The organism is Psychrobacter cibarius, assembly GCA_030686115.1.
Lineage (GTDB): Bacteria > Pseudomonadota > Gammaproteobacteria > Pseudomonadales > Moraxellaceae > Psychrobacter > Psychrobacter cibarius_C.
This window is the reverse complement of sequence record CP131612.1, coordinates 3068020-3087810: the sequence shown is the minus strand read 5'-3', so window position 1 is coordinate 3087810 and position 19791 is coordinate 3068020. Positions and strand designations below refer to the sequence as shown.

Annotated in this window: 16 protein-coding genes; 6 read left to right on the top strand and 10 right to left on the bottom strand. The window is 42.6% G+C overall.

The annotated features are described in order from the left end of the window. Window positions 1-98: 98 nt before the first annotated feature. Both cmoB and Q6344_13120 read left to right on the top strand, forming a co-directional pair. A complete protein-coding gene (gene cmoB / locus Q6344_13125) occupies window positions 99-1160 on the top strand; it encodes a tRNA 5-methoxyuridine(34)/uridine 5-oxyacetic acid(34) synthase CmoB (GenBank protein ID WLG13526.1) in 1062 nt (353 codons plus the stop codon). Between the two features lie 81 nt (window positions 1161-1241). Continuing rightward, window positions 1242-2360: a DUF1176 domain-containing protein gene (locus Q6344_13120; protein WLG13525.1), complete on the top strand. Its 1119-nt coding sequence runs from the start codon at window positions 1242-1244 to the stop codon at window positions 2358-2360. Window positions 2361-2515: 155 nt separating this feature from the next. Here Q6344_13120 and Q6344_13115 read toward each other — a convergent pair whose 3' ends face one another. Beyond that, entirely contained in the window at window positions 2516-2734 is a 219-nt protein-coding gene (locus tag Q6344_13115) for a DUF2788 domain-containing protein (protein WLG13524.1), read from the bottom strand. 726 nt (window positions 2735-3460) lie between these two features. Between Q6344_13115 and argS the strand changes: the two genes are divergently transcribed. The 3 genes from argS to Q6344_13100 all read left to right on the top strand — a co-directional run bounded on the left by argS (window position 3461) and on the right by Q6344_13100 (window position 7448). Next, complete coding sequence (gene argS / locus Q6344_13110) at window positions 3461-5290, top strand: arginine--tRNA ligase (GenBank protein ID WLG13523.1); 1830 nt, start codon at window positions 3461-3463, stop codon at window positions 5288-5290. Window positions 5291-5392: 102 nt separating this feature from the next. After that, window positions 5393-6208, top strand: coding sequence for an SPOR domain-containing protein (locus tag Q6344_13105; GenBank protein WLG13522.1), 816 nt, complete (start codon window positions 5393-5395; stop codon window positions 6206-6208). 145 nt (window positions 6209-6353) lie between these two features. After that, window positions 6354-7448, top strand: a complete 1095-nt coding sequence (locus Q6344_13100) for a PTS sugar transporter subunit IIC (protein WLG13521.1) — start codon at window positions 6354-6356, stop codon at window positions 7446-7448. 103 nt (window positions 7449-7551) lie between these two features. Here Q6344_13100 and Q6344_13095 read toward each other — a convergent pair whose 3' ends face one another. The 6 genes from Q6344_13095 to rdgB all read right to left on the bottom strand — a co-directional run bounded on the left by Q6344_13095 (window position 7552) and on the right by rdgB (window position 15158). Then, a complete protein-coding gene (locus tag Q6344_13095) occupies window positions 7552-8502 on the bottom strand; it encodes a c-type cytochrome (GenBank protein WLG13520.1) in 951 nt (316 codons plus the stop codon). Window positions 8503-8831: 329 nt separating this feature from the next. Next, on the bottom strand, window positions 8832-9713 hold the full coding sequence (locus tag Q6344_13090; GenBank protein WLG15220.1) for an SDR family NAD(P)-dependent oxidoreductase: 882 nt from the start codon (window positions 9711-9713) through the stop codon (window positions 8832-8834). A 354-nt stretch (window positions 9714-10067) separates the two neighbouring features. Then, on the bottom strand, window positions 10068-11381 hold the full coding sequence (clpX, locus tag Q6344_13085; protein ID WLG13519.1) for an ATP-dependent protease ATP-binding subunit ClpX: 1314 nt from the start codon (window positions 11379-11381) through the stop codon (window positions 10068-10070). A gap of 115 nt (window positions 11382-11496) precedes the next feature. Further along, complete coding sequence (clpP, locus tag Q6344_13080; GenBank protein ID WLG15219.1) at window positions 11497-12144, bottom strand: ATP-dependent Clp endopeptidase proteolytic subunit ClpP; 648 nt, start codon at window positions 12142-12144, stop codon at window positions 11497-11499. Between the two features lie 503 nt (window positions 12145-12647). Next, window positions 12648-13991, bottom strand: a complete 1344-nt coding sequence (gene tig, locus Q6344_13075; GenBank protein WLG13518.1) for a trigger factor — start codon at window positions 13989-13991, stop codon at window positions 12648-12650. A gap of 513 nt (window positions 13992-14504) precedes the next feature. Continuing rightward, complete coding sequence (rdgB, locus tag Q6344_13070; protein WLG13517.1) at window positions 14505-15158, bottom strand: RdgB/HAM1 family non-canonical purine NTP pyrophosphatase; 654 nt, start codon at window positions 15156-15158, stop codon at window positions 14505-14507. A gap of 575 nt (window positions 15159-15733) precedes the next feature. Between rdgB and Q6344_13065 the strand changes: the two genes are divergently transcribed. Beyond that, window positions 15734-16363, top strand: coding sequence for a superoxide dismutase (locus Q6344_13065; protein WLG13516.1), 630 nt, complete (start codon window positions 15734-15736; stop codon window positions 16361-16363). A gap of 145 nt (window positions 16364-16508) precedes the next feature. Here Q6344_13065 and Q6344_13060 read toward each other — a convergent pair whose 3' ends face one another. From Q6344_13060 to Q6344_13050, 3 genes are all read right to left on the bottom strand, one after another. Further along, window positions 16509-17153 carry an SLATT domain-containing protein gene (locus Q6344_13060; GenBank protein ID WLG13515.1) on the bottom strand — a complete coding sequence of 215 codons (645 nt, stop codon included), beginning with the start codon at window positions 17151-17153 and terminating at the stop codon, window positions 16509-16511. A gap of 115 nt (window positions 17154-17268) precedes the next feature. Beyond that, window positions 17269-18087, bottom strand: a complete 819-nt coding sequence (locus Q6344_13055) for a DUF72 domain-containing protein (protein ID WLG13514.1) — start codon at window positions 18085-18087, stop codon at window positions 17269-17271. Window positions 18088-18128: 41 nt separating this feature from the next. Beyond that, on the bottom strand, window positions 18129-19238 hold the full coding sequence (locus Q6344_13050; GenBank protein WLG13513.1) for a polyprenyl synthetase family protein: 1110 nt from the start codon (window positions 19236-19238) through the stop codon (window positions 18129-18131). Window positions 19239-19791: the final 553 nt, after the last annotated feature.

Below are 19791 nucleotides of genomic sequence, written 5' to 3'. Positions count from 1 at the left end.
TGAAGAATTCATATATTGAGGTGTATTTTCTTTTATTTTATTTTAACTTTTTCTTAATTTTATTCATTTAAATATAAATCAACTCGAACTGAAATTTTATGCTTAACGACACTATCACCCACGCCGAACGCGAATTATATTTAACCTTGTTGGAGTTAGCCCAGCAGCAGCCAAGTGCTTATGAATGGCTTACGCGCTTGCCAACATGGTTAAATGATATCAAAGACAAAGCCAACTACGCGCATGCACCTGCTTATCAAGCGTCAGTCGCTCGTTTGCCAACATTAACCGTCAATAATGTCGATCTGAACAGTGATGTCCTGACGATTGAGGCAAATCTTAGTGAGTCTCAGCGCAAACAAACAATGGCACTGTTAAAGCAGCTGATGCCGTGGCGTAAAGGACCTTTTCAAATTGGTGGTCAGCTCGAAAATCAAATTGATAGTGGTCAGAATGAAGACCAACAAGCCGCGCCAATATTGATTGATACCGAATGGCACAGTGATTGGAAGTGGCAACGAGTCGCACCGCATTTGGGAAATTTAAAAGGTCGTCGCGTATTGGATGTGGGCGGTGGCTCTGGCTATCACGGCTGGCGTATGGCTGGCGCTGGCGCGGATACAGTCATTATCATTGATCCGTCTTGCTTGTTCTATCATCAGTTTATGGCGATTCGTCATTTTGTCGGGGCAGCTGATAGCTATAAAACGCATTATATCCCCGTACCACTTGAAGCCTTGCCCGAGCATAGCCAATTATTTGATACCGTATTTAGCATGGGTGTGCTCTATCATCGCCAATCGCCGTTTGAGCATTTACAACAGCTTAAAGGGCAGTTGGTCAAAGGCGGTGAGCTGGTGCTTGAAACCTTGGTTATCGAAGGTGATGCCAATACCGTACTGGTGCCACACGACCGCTATGCCCAGATGAATAACGTGTATTTTTTACCATCAGTCGCCGCATTGATAGGCTGGCTAGAAAAAGCAGGATTCTCAGAGGTATGCTGCGTTGATGTCGCAGTGACTTCAATAGAAGAGCAGCGCAAAACGGAGTGGATGACCTATCATTCGCTATCCGACTTCTTAGATCCTAATGATTCCAGCAAAACCCTTGAAGGCTATCCTGCGCCGATGCGTGCGACTTTGATTGCCAAAAGATAGTTTTTTAGGGTAGCAGAGACGCCATCAGTCAATATAATCAGCAGTGGAAATGGACTGCAAATATAGCAAGGATGAGAGATTATGAAAAAAATAATGGCTTGTATGACGATTGGTCTATTCTCGCTACCTGCTATGGCATCAGATGCGTATGGTGATCCCTTTGAAGGTTGGGGGTTTGTTAAAGATGATTGGCAAGTGGTTTGTGATAATACATTGACTTGTCGCGCAGCAGGTTATGCAGAGGAGGATCAGTTAGATACTTCTGCCTCAATATTGCTCACAGTATTACCTAAAGTTTCTTTACCAAGTGCCACAGTACAGTTTTTACCAGAGGTTCCAAAGCAGAATAATACCGAGGCTGAGCTTTGGTTAAATGGTAAGAACTATGGCGAGATACAGGCAGATGCGGACGGTTACGCCTATGATTTAACCACCAAGCAAACTCAGCAACTTCTGAGTCATTCGCGTCAAAATACTAAGATAGAGATAAGAGCAGGTGATAAAAATTGGTCTATTAGTGACAAAGGCATGAGTGCCGTGCTGCTAAAACTTGATGAGGTGCAAGGTCGCGTCGGCACACCGTTGGCACTGGTTAGTAAAAACAATCCAAATCGGCAAACGCCTAAAGCAGCAAAAGCGAAACCTGTGATTAAAAAAGCATATGCCTATGCTGACAACAAGCAACTGGAGTCGTCAAAGTTGGCTTATTTTCAAGCGAATATAAATAAGTGGATCGATATTGATGCCAAGGAGCTTATAGGCTCTGAAGATGATATGGGAGACTGTGAGCTGATTAATCCAAAAACCGAAGTGTATCAACGAATGCAAGAGTATGGTGTTGATAGACTGGATTGGACGTTTACACCCGTAGATGCCACCCATACGCTTGCTAGCCACCTGTGCTGGCAAGGCGCATATAATGAAAGTTCAGGTTATTGGCTTATTAATCATGACAAACCAAGCAAGCCAAAACTGATCACTACGGCAGGCAATGACTATTCTGATGGCGAGATTTGGGCTGTGCATAAAGATCGAGGCTTGGGTGATTGCTGGAATCATGCGATATGGGTTTGGAATGGTCAAACATTTGCCAAATCGGAAGATTCCAGCTCAGGAATGTGTCGCGGTTTTGCTGGTGGTGCGTGGGATTTACCAACTTACGTGAGTGAAGTCGTAAAAAATGATAGCAAGGCTCAGTGAGTGATATCCTGATAGGAATGATTGACACACTATAAAGTGAAGCCGTCATGAGCCATGCATTTTTTAATTGATTATTTAACCGTCTATTTACAGTGATAGGCGAGTTATTTATTACCTATCATTGACAGTGAAGACACGGCTTAATTATATAAAAATTATATCAACCACCTTTTAAAAGCGACTTCCAACAATAGCTTGAGTAAGAAGCCCACAAACCCTGCGCCTAGTGCTAAGAAAATCCAAAATGTGCCCGCGCGCCCAGCTTGAGATTCTTTAGAGATATCCCACATAATAAAAAATAAGAAGGCGATGAATATGGGTAGTAAAACATACAATCCCCAACTGGTAACTGTACTGGCAGCAATAGCAAACATGGCATAATCCTATAAAGTAGTAACGCCGTCTTTATTTATTTCTATTATTTTATGGATCTTTTAATAATAATTGCCTTCAAAATGAAGTATCACCATTCATGATATAAGCAGTAATCCATAAAATAAGTCAGAAAAAAGCAGGCAGCAATACAAACCGTTATTATAACGCGGAAGCGAGCAGGTATAAACTGCTGCTAAGTATGAGACAACAGTAACGCTACAATTTGCAGGGCTGACTGATCGGTAACAGCGCTAAATGCTGATCTATTTAAAATATTTCAATCTGACTTATCGTGAGTGAAAGCACAGACAACGCCTGTTAGAGCGTGTCTTCAATTCAATCGATTAACCTCTAAATGGGCTAAAAATGGCTAAATTTTGCCAAACATCGTCAAATAGCTTATCAATATATCGATATTATTTGCGCTATTTTCCTTGTTTAGCGGCAATTTATCTCCTTTTTATCACCATTTTTACAATGAGGACACGACCTAGTCACCTAAATTATCAGTGTTAACTGTCATAACCGTAAGATTTTAGTGCTAATTTTGGTGCAAATGGTGCAATGCAGGGCAAAGATTGTTATATTTACAGGTTACTTATCTTTTTTGTATTATTTTATCCCCTGCAATGTCGGTCGCTATTATAATAGGCAGTTATTGGCTGCTCGCATTCGCCACATTTTTATACCGTTTTTGTTGTTTATTTAATTGAGTTCAAATCCTTATGTCACAAGCCCAAATTGATACACTTGCATCACTATTTAACGATGCGATTCAAACCCTACAAGCAGATGGCACGTTACCAAGCGATTGGCAAAATAATAGCCAAATCACCCGTACTAAAGACTTAAGCCATGGTGATTTCGCCAGTAATATCGCGCTGACAGCGGCCAAAGCTGCCAAGGTTAATCCACGACAGCTTGCCGAAAAAATCGTCAATGCGCTGCCTGAAAACCAAGACATTCGCCAAGTAGAAATCGCAGGTCCAGGCTTTATTAACGTGTTCTTAAATGCGGAAGCCAAGTTTGCGGTATTAGATGATATCTTTGCCTTGCAAGATCGCTTTGGTTTAAGCGATCAGTTTGATGGGCAAAAAATTCAGGTTGAGTTTGTCTCTGCCAATCCAACGTCAAGTTTGCACGTTGGGCATGGTCGCGGTGCAGCGTTCGGTATGAGCGTGGCAAACCTGCTGGAAGCGATTGGTTATGACGTCACGCGTGAGTATTACGTCAACGATGCGGGTCGGCAGATGGATATCTTGGCGACCAGTACCTATTTGCGTTATCTAGAAAGCAACGGTGAGCAAATAATCTTCCCAGTCAATGGCTATCAAGGTGATTATGTCAGTGACATCGCCCAAACGTTAAAAGCGCAACACGGCGATCATTACGTTCATAGCTTTGCAGCAATCGCCAAAGATGTGCCAGCAGATGCTGAGTTTGAGATTAATGTGGACGGCGAAAAAACATTGCTGTCAGGTGACAAAGAAGCACATATTGATGGCTTGATTGCCAACAGTAAAGCCTTGCTTGGTGAAGGTTATGAGCTGTTTTTAAATGCGGCATTGAGCAGTATTTTAGCCGATATCAAAGATGACTTAAATGACTTTGGTGTGCGTTACGAGTGCTGGTTTAGCGAAAGATCGATCGATAGCGAGATTGAGCCAGTCTTGCAAACCTTAGATGAAAAAGGCTATCTATACGAAAAAGACGGTAATATTTGGTTTAAATCAACCGATTTTGGTGATGAAAAAGACCGTGTTGTGCGCCGTGCCAATGGTCAATCTACTTATTTTGCTTCTGATATTGCGTATCACAAAAATAAATTTGATCGTGGTTTTGATAAAGTGGTCAATGTTTGGGGTGCCGATCACCATGGTTATGTGCCACGCGTAAAAGCCGCTTTATTGGCGCTTGGTATTGATGCCGAGCGTTTAGATGTGGTGCTTGTGCAATTTGTTGCACTATGGCGTGGCAGTGAAAAAGTGCAAATGTCCTCGCGTTCAGGTCAATTTGTCACCCTGCGTGATTTACGTACCGAAGTTGGTAACGACGCCGCGCGTTTTTATTATGTCGCCCGTAAGCCTGAAGTGCATATTGATTTTGATTTGGAGCTGGCTAAATCACAAAGCAAAGACAATCAAGTGTATTACATTCAATACGCGCATGCTCGTGTTTGCCGAGTATTAGAAAAGCTACAAAATAGTGGTCTTGTGGTAGACGATGCGATTGGTTTAGAACATCAAAACTTACTTAGCGCACCAAACGAAGACGAGCTGATTAAATTATTAGCAGGATATCCAGCGACATTATTACGCGCCGCGACGGGTTATGAGCCACATGTCTTGACCAATTATCTTAAAGAGTTGGCAGCGCTATTTCATGGTTGGTATGACAGCAATCGCATTTTGCCAGTGAGTTTGACCTCAGGTGAGACACCAAGCTCGGATGAGATGGAATTGATGCAAGCCCGTTTGCGTTTGTCTAAAGCCGTACGTCAAGTATTGGCCAATGGTCTTAGTTTGTTAGGGTTGTCGGCACCATCTAGCATGTAGTTTTTTTCTAGTATATAGTAACTTTCTAACATGTAGTACGAGTATAGATGACTGCCAGCCATAATTTGATGATAGTTAGATTCAGTAGGGAGAACCAGATCCATGCTAGCCAAAAAACCTAAAGGTGCGACTGAAAAACGCAAAACAAGTAGCGTATCAGGCTTATTGTGGATGTTTGTCGGGGCGGTATTGACCCTTATGATAGGGGTATTTATATACTTGTCACCATTATTTGATTTCAGTCCCGCTGACAGCACCGCTGGTAATGATCCTGATCGTCAGGTGCAGCCACGTGTCGACACTGATACTGATAATGGTGATTATGAGTTCTATGATATTTTGCCCAATCAAGAGATGGCGACTATTCCTGATGAAGATATTGCTGAGACAGGCAATGATCGCATAGGGGATATCAGCGCCTTTGAGCCTGATGTGGTGGTGACTCAACCTGAAGATGGTTCAGCCAGTCGCAATGATGATACTGGTAACTTTGGTATCTCTGAAAACACGGTCATTGCGCCCAGTCGTGGAAATAACGCTGCTACCAGTAATAGCGGCGATGACATTGTGATCGTTGAAGAAGACGCGACCTATGATGGATCGACGCCTGCTAGTAGCAATAATACGTCCACCAATAATGCAGGCGCAGGTACTGCTAGCGTCCAGGCTGCAAAACCTGCGGCAACATATATTTTGCAGATCAACAGCTTCGGTGATGCGGATGAAGCAGATCGCCGCCGTGCTCAAGTGTTGATGGCAGGTGTAGACGCTCGCGTGGTCAAGAATACGACGGGTAATGGTTTGCCAATCTATCAAGTTATTTCTCGCCCGATGAATAACCGCCAAGCAGTAACCACTGCTCAGCAGCGTTTACAAAATAACGGTATTGACTCCATTATTGTTGAACAGCGTCGTTAAGTTGCGCTGTTTAATAACAGTTATAGTTCTTTATGAATAATAAAAAAAGCGTCGCAATGACGTTTTTTTTATCTCTGATTTTTAGCAAAGTTATTTTTCTGCTGGTTTATTACCTTTCATCAAAAATTTTATAAAGAGCATGGCTATGACAGTCTCTCATTTAGCAACACCGCCTACTGGCTTCATTAAAGCATTTTTCCAAAAGTATTTTATTGATGCGTTTACTGGCATGGCTTTAGGGCTATTTGTCACATTGATTGCTGGTCTAATCATCTCGCAAATCGGTGGCTGGTTAGATTTGCCCGCATTGGTTGCGGTGGGCAAGCTTGCCTCAGTATTAATGGGTGCGGGTATCGGAGTAGGTATCGCCTATTACCTTAAAGCACCGACGCTCGTCATGCTCAGCTGCTTGGTCGCCGGTATGCTTGGCGCACACTCTGAAGCATTAATGGCAGGGACGTTATTTACGCCCCAAGTAGGCGGACCTGCGACCTTTGCCGCCTTACCGGGCAATCCGATAGGGGCGTATTTGACCTCGGTATTTGCTTATCGTGCTGGTACTTGGGTCGCTGGCAAAACCAAGCTTGATATTCTATTGGTTCCTCTATTGGTATGCGCGGTAGCATTAGCAGTTTGCGCACTATTGAATCCACCTATCGTCGCTGCGGTCGCTGCCATTGGTCAAGGTATTCAAGCAGCCACTGAGTTACAGCCTCTGTTAATGGGTATTGTGATTGCAGTGGTGGTGGGTATTTTATTGACATTGCCAACGTCCAGCGCTGCTATTTGTATCGCAATTGGGCTTGGTGGCGTAGCAGGCGGGGCAGCAGTGGTAGGCTGTGCGGCACACATGATTGGCTTTGCCGTTGCAAGCTATAAAGACAACGGCGTCAGTGGCGTGATATCTCAAGGTCTGGGCACCAGTATGCTACAGATTCCTAATGTGTTAAAAAAACCGCTGGTGTTGTTGCCTGCTGTGATTGCTAGCGCCATCGTTGGTCCTATTGCGACAGTAGGCTTTGGACTGGCATGTACAGCAACGGGTGCAGGTATGGGTACCGCCGGATTGGTCGGCGTATTTGGAGTCATTGAAGCGTCACAAGACATAATGAGTACGGGTCAATTATGGACAGCGATTATCCTGTTGATGTTTGTATTACCTGCCCTAATTGCAGGGGTGGTCGCTCATGTGATGCGCCGCGTGGGCTGGCTGGTTGATGGTGATATGAAATTGCCTTAAATTAAAGATAAAGGATGCAAATTGTCCTAACTATCCATAATAAAAAAGCCCAGCTATTAAATAACTGGGCTTTTTTATTATATAAATTATGAGCTTTTTTTAATTAACGGCGTACATCTTTAGGGGCATCACCATTGGGCCAGTCTTTGTCTTTATTGGCTTTGATAGGTCGCGGCAGATGGGTAAAGTAAGCAGCAATATCGACCGCTTCTTGGTCACTAAGCGAGTTACCTTGACCAAAGGGCATTTTGCCTTTGATAAAGGCCGCTGCTGTATAAGTTCGCGCCATACCTGCGCCATCGTTGAAGGACTTGTCTCCGGCTACTGCTGGATAGATATAAGTGCCATCGTCGTTATATTGACCTTCGCCGTTTTCACCATGGCAAACGCTACATTTTTCAGCAAACAGCTTTTTGCCATTGTCCGTATTTGGCTCTAAAGTTTTGTCTACCTTAACAAAACCGCGACCTTCAGGCGAAACACCATAAGGCAAGCCCTGTGATAGCCAGCTCATATAAGACACCATCGCATTCATATCATCTGAACCTAGGTCAAGTGCTTTGCCATTCATTGAGCGTTCAAAACAGCCATTGATGCGCTCTTGTATTGAATTCACGCGACCAGCACGTGACCGATAAATAGGATAAATGCCCGGCATACCATTCCAAGGCGCCGCGTAGGCCTCTGAGCCATTACCCAAGTGACAGCTGGTACAGTTCAACTGGTTGCCGACATTGTCAGGCATCTCTTTATAAGTATGATTGGCGATTTGTAAGCCGCGACGTACTGCTGCGCCAAACTCATCATCTGGAATAGTGGACTCATCTGGCATGCTAACGCTCAGTTTGGCGCTTGGATTTGCAGCCATCTCGTCTTTAATTTCTGCGGCACGTGCCTCAAGTGACTTAACACGGGCTAATGCTTCAGCTTCTTCGACACGGTCGACAGCCTTGGTATCTGATTCACTACAGCCTGACAGGCTAACCGCACCAATAGCAAAGATAGCAGCCAGTAAAACGGAGGAAGAGGGTTTGACCCTTAAAAGTATTTTCATTGGAATATCCTTATTATCAAAAATAATATGTAATAATATATTTTTATGATAATTTAGCTGTCAAAGTGACAGAAGTAATCTTAATTTTTGTGCAAAAAATCTGAATGAGTCATCAATCTGTAAGTTGCTAGAAACATAATTGTACCAAATATTAAATAATTAAAGTATATAAATAGATAAAGTGTTTTGGCTTTAGAGAGATATGAATTAATTTCATACCGTATGAAGAACCATATTGAAAGACAGTGTTGAAATACTACCCACAAAAAAGCGCTTAAATATTATCAATATTTAAGCGCTTTTTTGTGGGCAAATACTCTTAGAATATATTATTTTGGTGTGCTTGGTTTTTTATGGCGGCGTGGTTTGAGCTTACGAGAGAGCTTATGGACATCGTTCAATATTTGACTGTATGTCGCTGGAAAGACACGCTGTACCGCGTCGATTATCTTGGCATCATTGCCAATCAGACAGCGCGGTTGATTGGTCGCGGCAGCCTGCAAAATAATCAAAGCGGCATTGCTTGCATCAAATTTCAGGAATTTATTAAAGCTCTGAATGGCTTTGGGGCCAGTACGCATGCCAATATCATTGATACTGTCATTACCACGGGCACTATTGGCAATATTGGTTTTAATACCGCCGGGATGGATGCAGGTCGCTGACACACCGCAGCGCTGAATATCTAGCTCTTGACGCAAGCTTTCAGTAAAGCCGCGTACAGCAAATTTACTGGCGTTATACGCAGATTGTGACGGCTGCGCAGTCAAGCCAAACAGGCTTGAGATATTAATGATGTGACCATGCTCGTTAAATTGGCGCGATCTGTTTTTTTTGCTGCCATTCGTCGATTCGCTTTGTTTGACACTATTTTTAATCAATGGCAAAAATGCCTTGGTGCCATAGACCACACCCCAAAAATTGATGTCCATCACCCATTCAAGCTCGCTAATGCTACTGCCTTCTACGGTCGAATATAGCGCCACGCCTGCATTATTAAAGATGAAGTTTACTTTGCCATGGTCTGCCATGACGCTATCTGCCCACGCTTCCACGGCTTTATTGTCTGAGACATCAAGTACTGTCATGGTCGCTTTGATAGCATAACCAACGAGCAATTCTTTTGTCTGTGCCAGTTGCGCCGCGTTGATATCAGAGAGCGCCACGTGGCAGCCCATCTTTGCCAAATGAATAGCCAACTCGCGCCCCATACCAGAGCCAGCACCAGTAATAGCCGCGACATGATTATGATAATAAGGGGCGATATCTTGGTCTATCGTGGTATGAAAAGGCAAGTGTTGACGTAATGAGGTTGCGATAGAAGTAACATTGTTAAGCATGATAAACAGTCCTTTGTTTCATCAGTGATAGGTGTTGGTAGCACATTTACCTTAGCATGCTTTGTGGTTTTAGCTATGAACGATTGATAGACGCCGCTGTCACTTTACTCATACATTGGCTGTCATAAAAAAATCATAAGTGAGCAGCCATAAAAAAACGTCTAGCATAAGATATGCTAGACGCCTTTACTTCAATGACAGTTTTAATAAAGCTGATAACAACCGCTAAGCATCTATCGCTATTTGCTCTGAGTCGTCGGTAGAAAAGATGATTTCAGGTGTTTTACCTTCATTAATCACTTGCTCATCGACGATGACAGTCTTGGCATTTTTCATCGAAGGCAACTCGTACATAGTCTCAAGGAGCGCATTTTCAACGATAGAACGCAAACCACGAGCACCAGTCTTACGCGCCATGGCTTTTTTGGCAATCGCATCGAGCGCTTCTTTGGTAAAGCTAATGTCAGCGCCTTCCATATCGAATAGATACTTATATTGCTTAACCAAAGCGTTTTTTGGTTCTGTCAATATCTGCACCAATGCGTCCTCGTCCAGCTCTGTGAGCGCAGCAAGAACAGGAAGACGACCGATGAGCTCAGGAATAAGACCAAATTTGATCAAATCTTCAGGCTCTACTTGTTGCAGTAATTCTGAGCTGCGTTTGCTATCGTCTTTTGAGCTGACATCGGCGTTAAAGCCGATACCGCCTTTTTCTGTACGCTGCTGAATAACCGCATCAAGACCGGCAAACGCCCCGCCGACGATGATTAAAATGTTACTCGTATCAACTTGGATCAGCTCTTGCTGTGGATGCTTACGACCACCATGTGGCGGAATGGCAGCGACCGTACCTTCGATAAGCTTTAGCAACGCTTGCTGTACGCCTTCGCCTGACACATCACGGGTGATAGACGGATTGTCGCCTTTCTTACTGATTTTATCAATCTCATCGATATAGATGATGCCTTGTTCCGCTTTGCTCACATCATAATCTGATGCTTGCAAAAGTTTTTGCACGATGTTTTCGACATCTTCACCGACATAACCTGCTTCGGTCAAGGTCGTCGCATCGGCCATCGCAAAAGGCACATCCAGTAGACGCGCCAAGGTTTGCGCCAGTAAGGTCTTACCAGAACCCGTTGGGCCAATCAGCAAGATATTGCTCTTAGCCAATTCAACCATGGCATCGTCAGCGCCAATCTTCGCTTTTTTGCTGTCATTGGCTAAGGTTTGGCTAACTTTTAGACGCTTATAATGGTTATAGACGGCAACTGCTAGTGCTTTTTTAGCAGCGTCTTGTCCAATGACGTATTCGTCAAGCTTGGCACGCAGCTCTTTTGGTGTTGGTAGCTTTTTATTGACCCAAGACGTATCAATGTCGCTGTCATCATTGCCATCTTCAGCGCTATCAGCGATTAAATCGGTACATAGCTCAATACATTCATTACAGATATTGGCATCGTCAGCGGCAATCAGCTGCTGTACATCGCTTTTGGCTTTGCCGCAAAACGAGCAATGCGGGGTGTTATCTTCTGCCATAAAAGGCGCTCCTAAAATTTAAAACTTACAAATATTTTGATTTTTTACATCAAAGCCAAAACGTATAACGCTCAGGCTTTTGATGCCCATCAAAGCTTTTGCTCTTATGCGGTAATTATAAAGAAGTAGGGCGGCGCTCTAATACTTCATCGACCAGACCGTATTCTTTGGCTTCTTTCGCATCTAACCAAAAGTCACGCTCAACGTCTTTTTCGATTTTCTCTAATGGTTGACCAGTACGTTCTGCCAAAATCTCATTTAAACGGGCACGCGTTTTTAGAATTTCACGCGCATTAATTTCGATATCGGTTGCTTGACCTTGCGCACCGCCTGAAGGCTGATGAATCATGACACGAGCATTGGCAAGAGAATAACGCTTGCCTTTTTGACCAGCCGCGAGCAAGAACGAGCCCATGCTATAAGCGCCGCCCATACAGATGGTCGATACTTCAGGCTTGATGAAGTTCATGGTATCAAAGATTGCCAAGCCTGCACTCACTGAGCCGCCTGGTGAATTGATATACAAATGAATGTCTTTGTCTGGGTTTTCCGCTTCTAAAAATAGCAACTGTGCAACAATCAGATTGGCCATATGGTCTTCGACTTGACCGGTCAAAAAGATAACGCGCTCACGCAATAGACGCGAGAAAATATCAAACGAGCGTTCACCGCGAGAGGATTGTTCAACGACCATTGGCACCAATGCAGCTTGAGGGGCGCTTTGGGTATATTGCATGCCTTGTGCGTCATTGTGCGCACTCATCAGCATATCAAAATGTGGGTTGGCAGTGATGCGATCATAATCTGTCATAAAGATGTCCTGTTTATAAGTACATAAAATAAAGGGATTGAAGCTAGCGAGCGGCTACGCTTGTATGGCTGCTCATCATGCTAGATGTTGCCGCTTTTTAATAATATTCGCTGGCTGAAATAATAAGCGCCAGATATCGCTAAAAATAATTGAGCTAATGGTAACTTTTTTATTGAGGCAATAGTAACTTTTTCATGTGAAAAATAATTTTCTATTTATAACATGAATGCTATTAATAAAATGATTGACTCACTATTAATAAGGCGTCTGTAACCATTTATCAAGGGGCTTGGTTATAAACTGTCCATAAAGATAGCATATAAATGCCCAATAAAAATGCCCTAACACATATGTTAGAGCATTGCGTTAGAGCATTATGTTAGAGCCTGTTTAGATTGAGATTAGCAATTTGCCATTTGCCATTGAATGGCAAATTGCTAAGTTATCTCACTAAATTACATGCCTTGCTGCTGTTGTTGCTGTGCAGCTAATAGGTCTTGGTAGCTAACTTCTTTGTCAGTTACTTTACCTTGCTCGATTAGATAATCAACTACTTGGTCTTCTAGTACTACAGACTCAATGTTCGCGCGCTGCTGCTTGTCATTGGTGTAATACTCGATGACTTCACTTGGATCTTCGTAGTTTTCAGCCGCTTCTTTGATGAACGTTTCAACACGTTCTTGATCGACTTCTAAGCCTTTGGTATCGATAACGCGAGCAACGATGATGCCAAGACGAGCAGCACGTAGCGCTTGCTCTTCAAATAGCTCATTTGGTAGCATGTCTTTATCGAAGCTATCAGCATTGGCACCAAACTGCTGAGAAAAACGTTGCATCATCATGTTGCGTTGACGCTCGATTTCTTGCTCTAGCATCGCGTTTGGTACGTCAAACTCGTTCTTTTCTAGCAATGCGTCAAAAGTCGCTTGCTTAACTTGGCTACGCGCCGCGTTTTTGATTTCGCGTTCCATGTTTTTGCGAACGTCTTCTTTCAACTTCTCAACGCCGCCTTCTTTCACACCGAATAGCTCAAGGAACTCTTCGTTGATTTCTGGTAGCTTAGATTTTTCAACCAATTTTACATTGATTTTGAACTGAGCTTCTTTACCCGCTAAGTTTTCAGCTTGGTAATCTTCTGGGAAAGTGACGTCGATAACTTTCTCTTCGCCAGCTTTCATGCCTTTGATACCCGCTTCAAAACCAGGAATCATCTGGTTGCTACCGATAACCAGTTTGAAATCTTCAGCAGAACCGCCTTCGAATTTTTCGCCATCGATAGAGCCTTCAAAGTCAAAAGTTACTTGATTGCCTTTGTCCGCTTTACCTTTTTTCTCAACGAATTCTTCACGTTGCTTTTGAAGGTTTTCGATCATCGTGTCGACGTCTTCTTCGCTTACTTTAGCCGTGTGACGCTCAACTTCGATCTCATTGATACCTTGTACGTCTACTTCTGGGAAGATTTCAACAGTGGCTTGATAAACCAAGAAATCGTCTTCAAGTTTTACATCGTCGATGTTAGGCATGCCAACCGCGCGGATGTCTTCAGATTTGATCGCTTCAAAAACGGTATCACGGATCACATCGTTGATGACTTCTTGTTGAATGCCAGCACCGTACTGTGAACGGATATGTGACATAGGGACGTTACCCTTACGGAAACCGTCAATCTTGGCAGTTTTCGCAACTTGGCGAATACGACCTTCGACTTTGTTTTGAATTTTTTCGACAGGTACTTTAACTGTCAATTGGGTTTCTTTATTAGATAGCTTGTTGGTTGTGACTTGTAAATCTGTAGCCATGTTAATTACACCTTTAGGATTAAATAGTACGTTTGATTAAATAGTACTTAGGGTTAAATGGTAATAGACAAACCGTGCCTCAAATTACGGGCATGTATCATGGGTTGCCGTTGGAATAAATAGGGGATAGCGATAGCGCGCAATGTCAAAGTCAGTACCTTGAGCAATCGCCTTTGGTCACCACTGGCGCTGACTGATACTAAAATGTGAAACGGTTATCTTAGTAATAGGCGCTATCAGATATCAATAATAAACCGTTAATGCACCGCATAATAACGCTTTTTGGTGAATTATACAGACAAATAACGGCTTTCAACAAAATTTTAAAAGTAGAACAGTATAATCTATCTGTTTATTAAAGTAAAAATTATCTCTTTATCGTCAATTCACTTTGAATCTGCTACATCGTCAATCTCGCTTAAACTACGATTTGTACCTCTGCGCTAGACTGTCTTGTATTAGCATTAATAGCTAAAGGAATAAATTGAATCCACTATAAGATTTAAGGGTTATCTACAACGGCAACTGCGTCAATAATTGCTGAATCGCTTGCCCCCGATGACTAATGCTATTTTTATCAGCAGCACTTAAGCTCGCGGCGCTAGCTTGCAACTCTGGCAACCAAAACAGCGGATCATAACCAAAACCGCCGTCACCATGCGCTGTCTCTAAAATCTCACCCTGCCATAGACCTTGCGCGATAATCGGCAATGGATCATCAGCATGGCGCACCATCGCCAGTACGCAAACAAATAATCCTTTAATAGGCTCGTTAGCGTGCTCAGCACGAATAGGCTGTAAATCAGCGATGAGCTTGGCGTTATTTTTACTATCATTGCCATGCTCACTGGCATAGCGAGCGGAGTAGATGCCCGGTGCGTTACCTAATACTGGCACACATAATCCTGAGTCATCAGCAATCGCAGGCATTCCGCTGATACGGCTGGCATGACGGGCTTTGATAATGGCATTTTCTACAAAGCTCAACCCATCTTCAATCGCATCGTCGATATCAAGCTGACCTTGCGGGATGATAGTCACATCCAAATCTGCCTCGGCAAACAGCCTTTTAAACTCAGCCAGTTTGCCTTTATTATTACTGGCGAGCACCCATTGATTATCAAGGGTCGATTGGGTAGAGGATCGTGAGGTATTCGTGGTGCTCATAGGGTTATTCCGTTATGTCATTATTAAGAATATGGTTAGTGAAAGTATCATTATTGAAAGTATGGTCAGTTTTTAAATTATAGCTGTCTCTTAATACCATTTTTATCAGTTTTATCAGTTTTATCAGTTTATCGGTCAGCTAAGTGCCTAGCACGGTTGGCATGGCAAGGCATTCTGCGCTTAGTCTATAGACAACCAAAGGCTATACTAACAGTGTTATCCATAACATTTGGTAACTGATATTTGTCGCCACTGTTGCTATAATAGCCGCCAAGCTACAGTGAATGATATCTTATGGCTTGTGAATATTAAGTTAATAAATGCTTATGAAGTCAAGCACTTGGCTTTTGAGCAAACTGTAACAAAAGTAAGTTAATTTTGGATTCATAATAATACGTGATACTGTGTTAAACAATAAATGGTATTAAGCAATAACATTCATTTCAAACAATAAACTCAGCCAATTTAGTTCGTTATTTTATAGTGTTTTTTATGATGTAAAAATAGCGTAAAATTCAGTTTCTATAATGAGTTTTTATCAAATGACGGCTAAAAAAAGCAAGGATAAAATAACTATGTCAAACATTACTTTACCAGAGCTACCATACGCAAAAGACGCACTAGAGCCACATATCAGTGCCGAGACGCTAGAGTATCATCACGACAAGCATCATAATGCCTACGTGACTAAGCTCAACGAATTGCTACCAGGTTCTGGTCTGGAAGACAAAACATTGCCAGAAATCATCGTAGCGACTGCTAAAGATGACAGTAAGCAAGGTATGTTTAACCAAGCAGCCCAAGTATGGAACCACACGTTCTATTGGAACTGCATGACGCCAACCAATGGCGGCGGCGAACCTACTGGCGATCTAAAAGCTAAAATCGAAGAAGACTTCGGTAGCTATGATAAGTTCCGTGAAGAGTTCAAAAACGCAGCATTGACTCAGTTTGGTTCAGGTTGGGCATGGTTAGTCGCTGATAAAGTCGGTGGCAAACTGTCTATCGCCAAAACTGCTAACGCTGACACGCCACTTGCACATGACCAAATCGCGGTATTGACTTGTGATGTATGGGAACATGCGTACTACATCGATTATCGCAACCGTCGTCCTGATTATGTCGACACGTTCCTAGACAAACTAGTGAACTGGGACTACGCAAATGCGAAATATAAAGGTCAAGATGCTGGTGTTGAAGAGTAATCTTTAACTACTAAGTATTTGATTTAAAAAAAGGACGCTGAGAGGCGTCCTTTTTTTTGGTTCAATTTTTCTGAAAATATAGTTGCTTACTTAGATGTAAGAGGCTGTATAGAGGTAGTCGATGTTTCAATATTTTTTATGATAGTTAATTCCAAAACCAAACCCAGTCAAACCACATCCAATAAAGTACTAAAACCAAAGCACCTATTACTAATATGTAAGAAGAAAAGTCCAAAAAATGAGTCCAATATACATAAAATTTAGAGCGATACCAGTCAGCACCTTTTATAGTGTAGTTTTCGGGCATATCAAGTTTTGCACGAGTATAATCACCACGAAAATCATTATTTGAGTGAGTTTCAAATAATTTTAATATCTGATGATATGAATCTCTAAAACCATCATATAAGGTTTGATTATGCTTTTCATCTAGATATGGATGTATCCCTTGTTTAAGTTCGCCAAGTTTTGATGCACAAGAATACATTTTTTCAGACAAGTTAGAGTAGTCGTTTTTATCAATTAAAAGTGAGTAAACCAGTACTGCAATGGTAGAAAATATTTGAATCAAGGCTACTAAGTCATTATCTATATTTTTTCCCAATCTATAAGCCTGCATCAAAGATATGAGAATTAATCCTAAGGAAATTAACACAACTGTATAGGTTGAAAACTTACTATGGAATCTTAAGCGCCGAGATGCATGAAATCTTGTTTTTGAAGTTGCATCTATTTTCTTATATAGATTATTGAAACTTTCCTCTTTCTTTAATGTTTTTTCCGTACTCAAATTTTATTCCTCGCAAAAAAATATTAAGTTTTCATAATATACTTGCTTATTTGTTGTCATAGAGTGTGGTTTTAATTAGCGATTGAATGGACTGCTACACTTTAGTAAGAACATCCTACATCACCTCAAACCCAAACTTACCCAATACTTCCCTCAACATCGCAATATTATAAAAAGCATGCGCATTCACCGTATTTTGAAAGAAGATATATAACGTATCAAAATGCTGACGCTGATTGGCAATCGCTTGAGCCCAATCGTGCATTTCAGCTTCGCTATAACGGTAATCATGACGGTCAGCAGCACTCATCGCATCCCACCAGTTTAGATTATTACCATGCATACGCAGGTAGCCAGTACGCTCGGTAAATATTAGCCGCGACGGTGGTAAGCCACTGACTTTGGGATAATCAACGCTACACCAAATTAGACCTTGTTTGATAAAGCTATCGACCACTTGCGGCGTATGCCAACCGTTATGACGGAACTCAACGGCTAATGGATAATCCTTAAACCAACTGACGAGATTTGCTAGATAGAGCCGATGCTCGCGAGTACGGTCAAAGCCATGTGGGAATTGCAATAATAATGGCGCTAGAGCATTGGATTCGATAAGTGGCGTGAGCGCAGTAAGGAAAGCTTGCGCGTGCTCGGCAGTGCCTTTACGTGCATGAGTAAAGTCTTGATGCAGCTTGACCGCGAATTTCAATTCACTATTTGCTTCGGCATAGGCTTTATTGACCATACCTGCAAAGGCTTTTTGTCCGATGGGCGCATAGAAGGTGCTATTAATCTCAACTGCGCCGTATTGCTTGGCGTACTCCCGTAAGAAGTCCGTTTTCTTTGTGCCAGTAGGATACAGCGTACCGAGCAAATCGGTATCGCTATAACCGCCAGTGCCAAGGTAAATACGCGGGGTAGGGTTACTGTCCATGTTGACCACTCACTGCCGTTCTTTGATGGTTAAATTTTTGGCTATTTTTTACGTGCCCATAGCCATTCTATTAATGCCAGTAAAGCATCATTGTTTGCGTCACTGCCAAGCTCGCTACTGCTTGATTCATGACGACTCAGTTCACGAATGATGGCTGTGCGTCCATCATTAAATAGCGATTGCGCATAGCTAGTCGCGTTTTCGACACCCATCAATTTCACATAGGTGGATTTATCTAGTTTCTCATCGCTGCCAGCAGGTTTGCCAAGGGTATCGGTGCTAGTCGTCACATCTAAGATATCGTCTTGTACTTGAAAGGCGAGACCAATATGCTGGGCGCACTCTTGTAATGCCATACGCTGTGGAGCGGTCGCACCCGCACAGATACCGCCCATAAGCATAGCGGCTTCAATCAATGCGCCTGTTTTATCACGGTGGATAGCTTCTAGATCGCTTTGTGAAATATTAGCACTAGCCTCAGCATTCAGGTCAAGCATTTGACCAGAAACCATACGCCGTGCACGTGGTGCAAATATTGCGATAAGCTGGCTGGCGATAGCTGAATCAAAGGGCGCAAAAGTGGGCAACTCCGCGGTCAATACTTCAAAGGCTAATGTTTGCAATACGTCGCCAGCGAGTAGGGCGGTCGACTCTTCAAAGACGATATGAGCCGTTGGCTGACCACGGCGCAAGTCATCATCGTCCATACAGGGCAAGTCGTCATGTACTAATGAATAGGTATGCAGCAGCTCCACTGCCAATGCCGCACGGCGCGCCATATCATAATCGGAGTCATTTTCTAATAGCCCTTCCAAATCGCTATTTTGCTGAATTTGCTTAGCTTCTTTATCAGGGTTTTTATCAGCATCGTTCGTATTATCATTAACATTATTGTGATTAACACTGTCAAAGGCACTGGCAACCAATAGTGGACGCACCAATTTACCTTGACCAGTCATCACATAACGACAGGCATCAATCAACGGGCTTGGCAGGTTGGCATAAGCAAACAGCACGTCTATATCTTGTGCAAGTTGCGCGCGCACGGCGCTATGAAATTGCTCGGTGTTGTTATTAAAGCTAGTAAAAGATACAAGTCTTGAAGGCATAAGGCTTTCAGGTATAAAGCTTGGCGTAGAAGAAACAGTCATAACCCAACCATTTATCAGGTGAATAATAAAAATATCGCTAGTGTAGCATGATAGATTATATAGCTTATGGGGTGAGCATCATCAATGCTATGTTTTTGGCAGCTTACTGTTAAAAATTCGATTAAGCACGCCGAAATAATGCAACAAGCCCTCGTTACGTATTGGTGATTTAACTTAGTCAGTGGATATGTTTTGATAAAGAATCAAGTTAAGCGTGTGACGGCGGGTGACGATAAGCATCTGTCATTATAATCTTTAAAAGACGAATTTTTAGTATACAATTTCAGTATACAAACCGTCACCTAAAGCACATTACTAGTCAGGTAAAGGGCTGCTGCTGATTTAAGAGTGACTTGTGAGTATGGTATTAGCTTGTGACAGTTAGGGGCATAATCCCCTACACTAATTGGCGTAAAAATGATCTGATGATTTAGGGCTGGAGGTTTGCGTGCTTATTTCAGCGAAAAATTTGCTCAAATCTCAGTCCATATTTTTAATGCTAGTATGTTCAATATCAGTACTGGTCACAATATATATAAATGAAGCGCCGTAT

Coding starts and splice junctions, on each gene's coding strand:
- Q6344_13120 (WLG13525.1), top strand. CDS start 1,242: ATGAAAAAAATAATGGCTTGTATGACGATTGGTCTATTCTCGCTACCT.
- clpP (WLG15219.1), bottom strand. CDS start 12,144: ATGAGTGCGCACAATGACGCACAAGGCATGCAATATACCCAAAGCGCC.
- clpX (WLG13519.1), bottom strand. CDS start 11,381: ATGGCAGAAGATAACACCCCGCATTGCTCGTTTTGCGGCAAAGCCAAA.
- Q6344_13095 (WLG13520.1), bottom strand. CDS start 8,502: ATGAAAATACTTTTAAGGGTCAAACCCTCTTCCTCCGTTTTACTGGCT.
- Q6344_13090 (WLG15220.1), bottom strand. CDS start 9,713: ATGGGGCGCGAGTTGGCTATTCATTTGGCAAAGATGGGCTGCCACGTG.
- Q6344_13055 (WLG13514.1), bottom strand. CDS start 18,087: ATGGACAGTAACCCTACCCCGCGTATTTACCTTGGCACTGGCGGTTAT.
- Q6344_13065 (WLG13516.1), top strand. CDS start 15,734: ATGTCAAACATTACTTTACCAGAGCTACCATACGCAAAAGACGCACTA.
- rdgB (WLG13517.1), bottom strand. CDS start 15,158: ATGAGCACCACGAATACCTCACGATCCTCTACCCAATCGACCCTTGAT.
- Q6344_13100 (WLG13521.1), top strand. CDS start 6,354: ATGACAGTCTCTCATTTAGCAACACCGCCTACTGGCTTCATTAAAGCA.
- Q6344_13050 (WLG13513.1), bottom strand. CDS start 19,238: ATGACTGTTTCTTCTACGCCAAGCTTTATACCTGAAAGCCTTATGCCT.
- Q6344_13115 (WLG13524.1), bottom strand. CDS start 2,734: ATGTTTGCTATTGCTGCCAGTACAGTTACCAGTTGGGGATTGTATGTT.
- argS (WLG13523.1), top strand. CDS start 3,461: ATGTCACAAGCCCAAATTGATACACTTGCATCACTATTTAACGATGCG.
- Q6344_13105 (WLG13522.1), top strand. CDS start 5,393: ATGCTAGCCAAAAAACCTAAAGGTGCGACTGAAAAACGCAAAACAAGT.
- cmoB (WLG13526.1), top strand. CDS start 99: ATGCTTAACGACACTATCACCCACGCCGAACGCGAATTATATTTAACC.
- tig (WLG13518.1), bottom strand. CDS start 13,991: ATGGCTACAGATTTACAAGTCACAACCAACAAGCTATCTAATAAAGAA.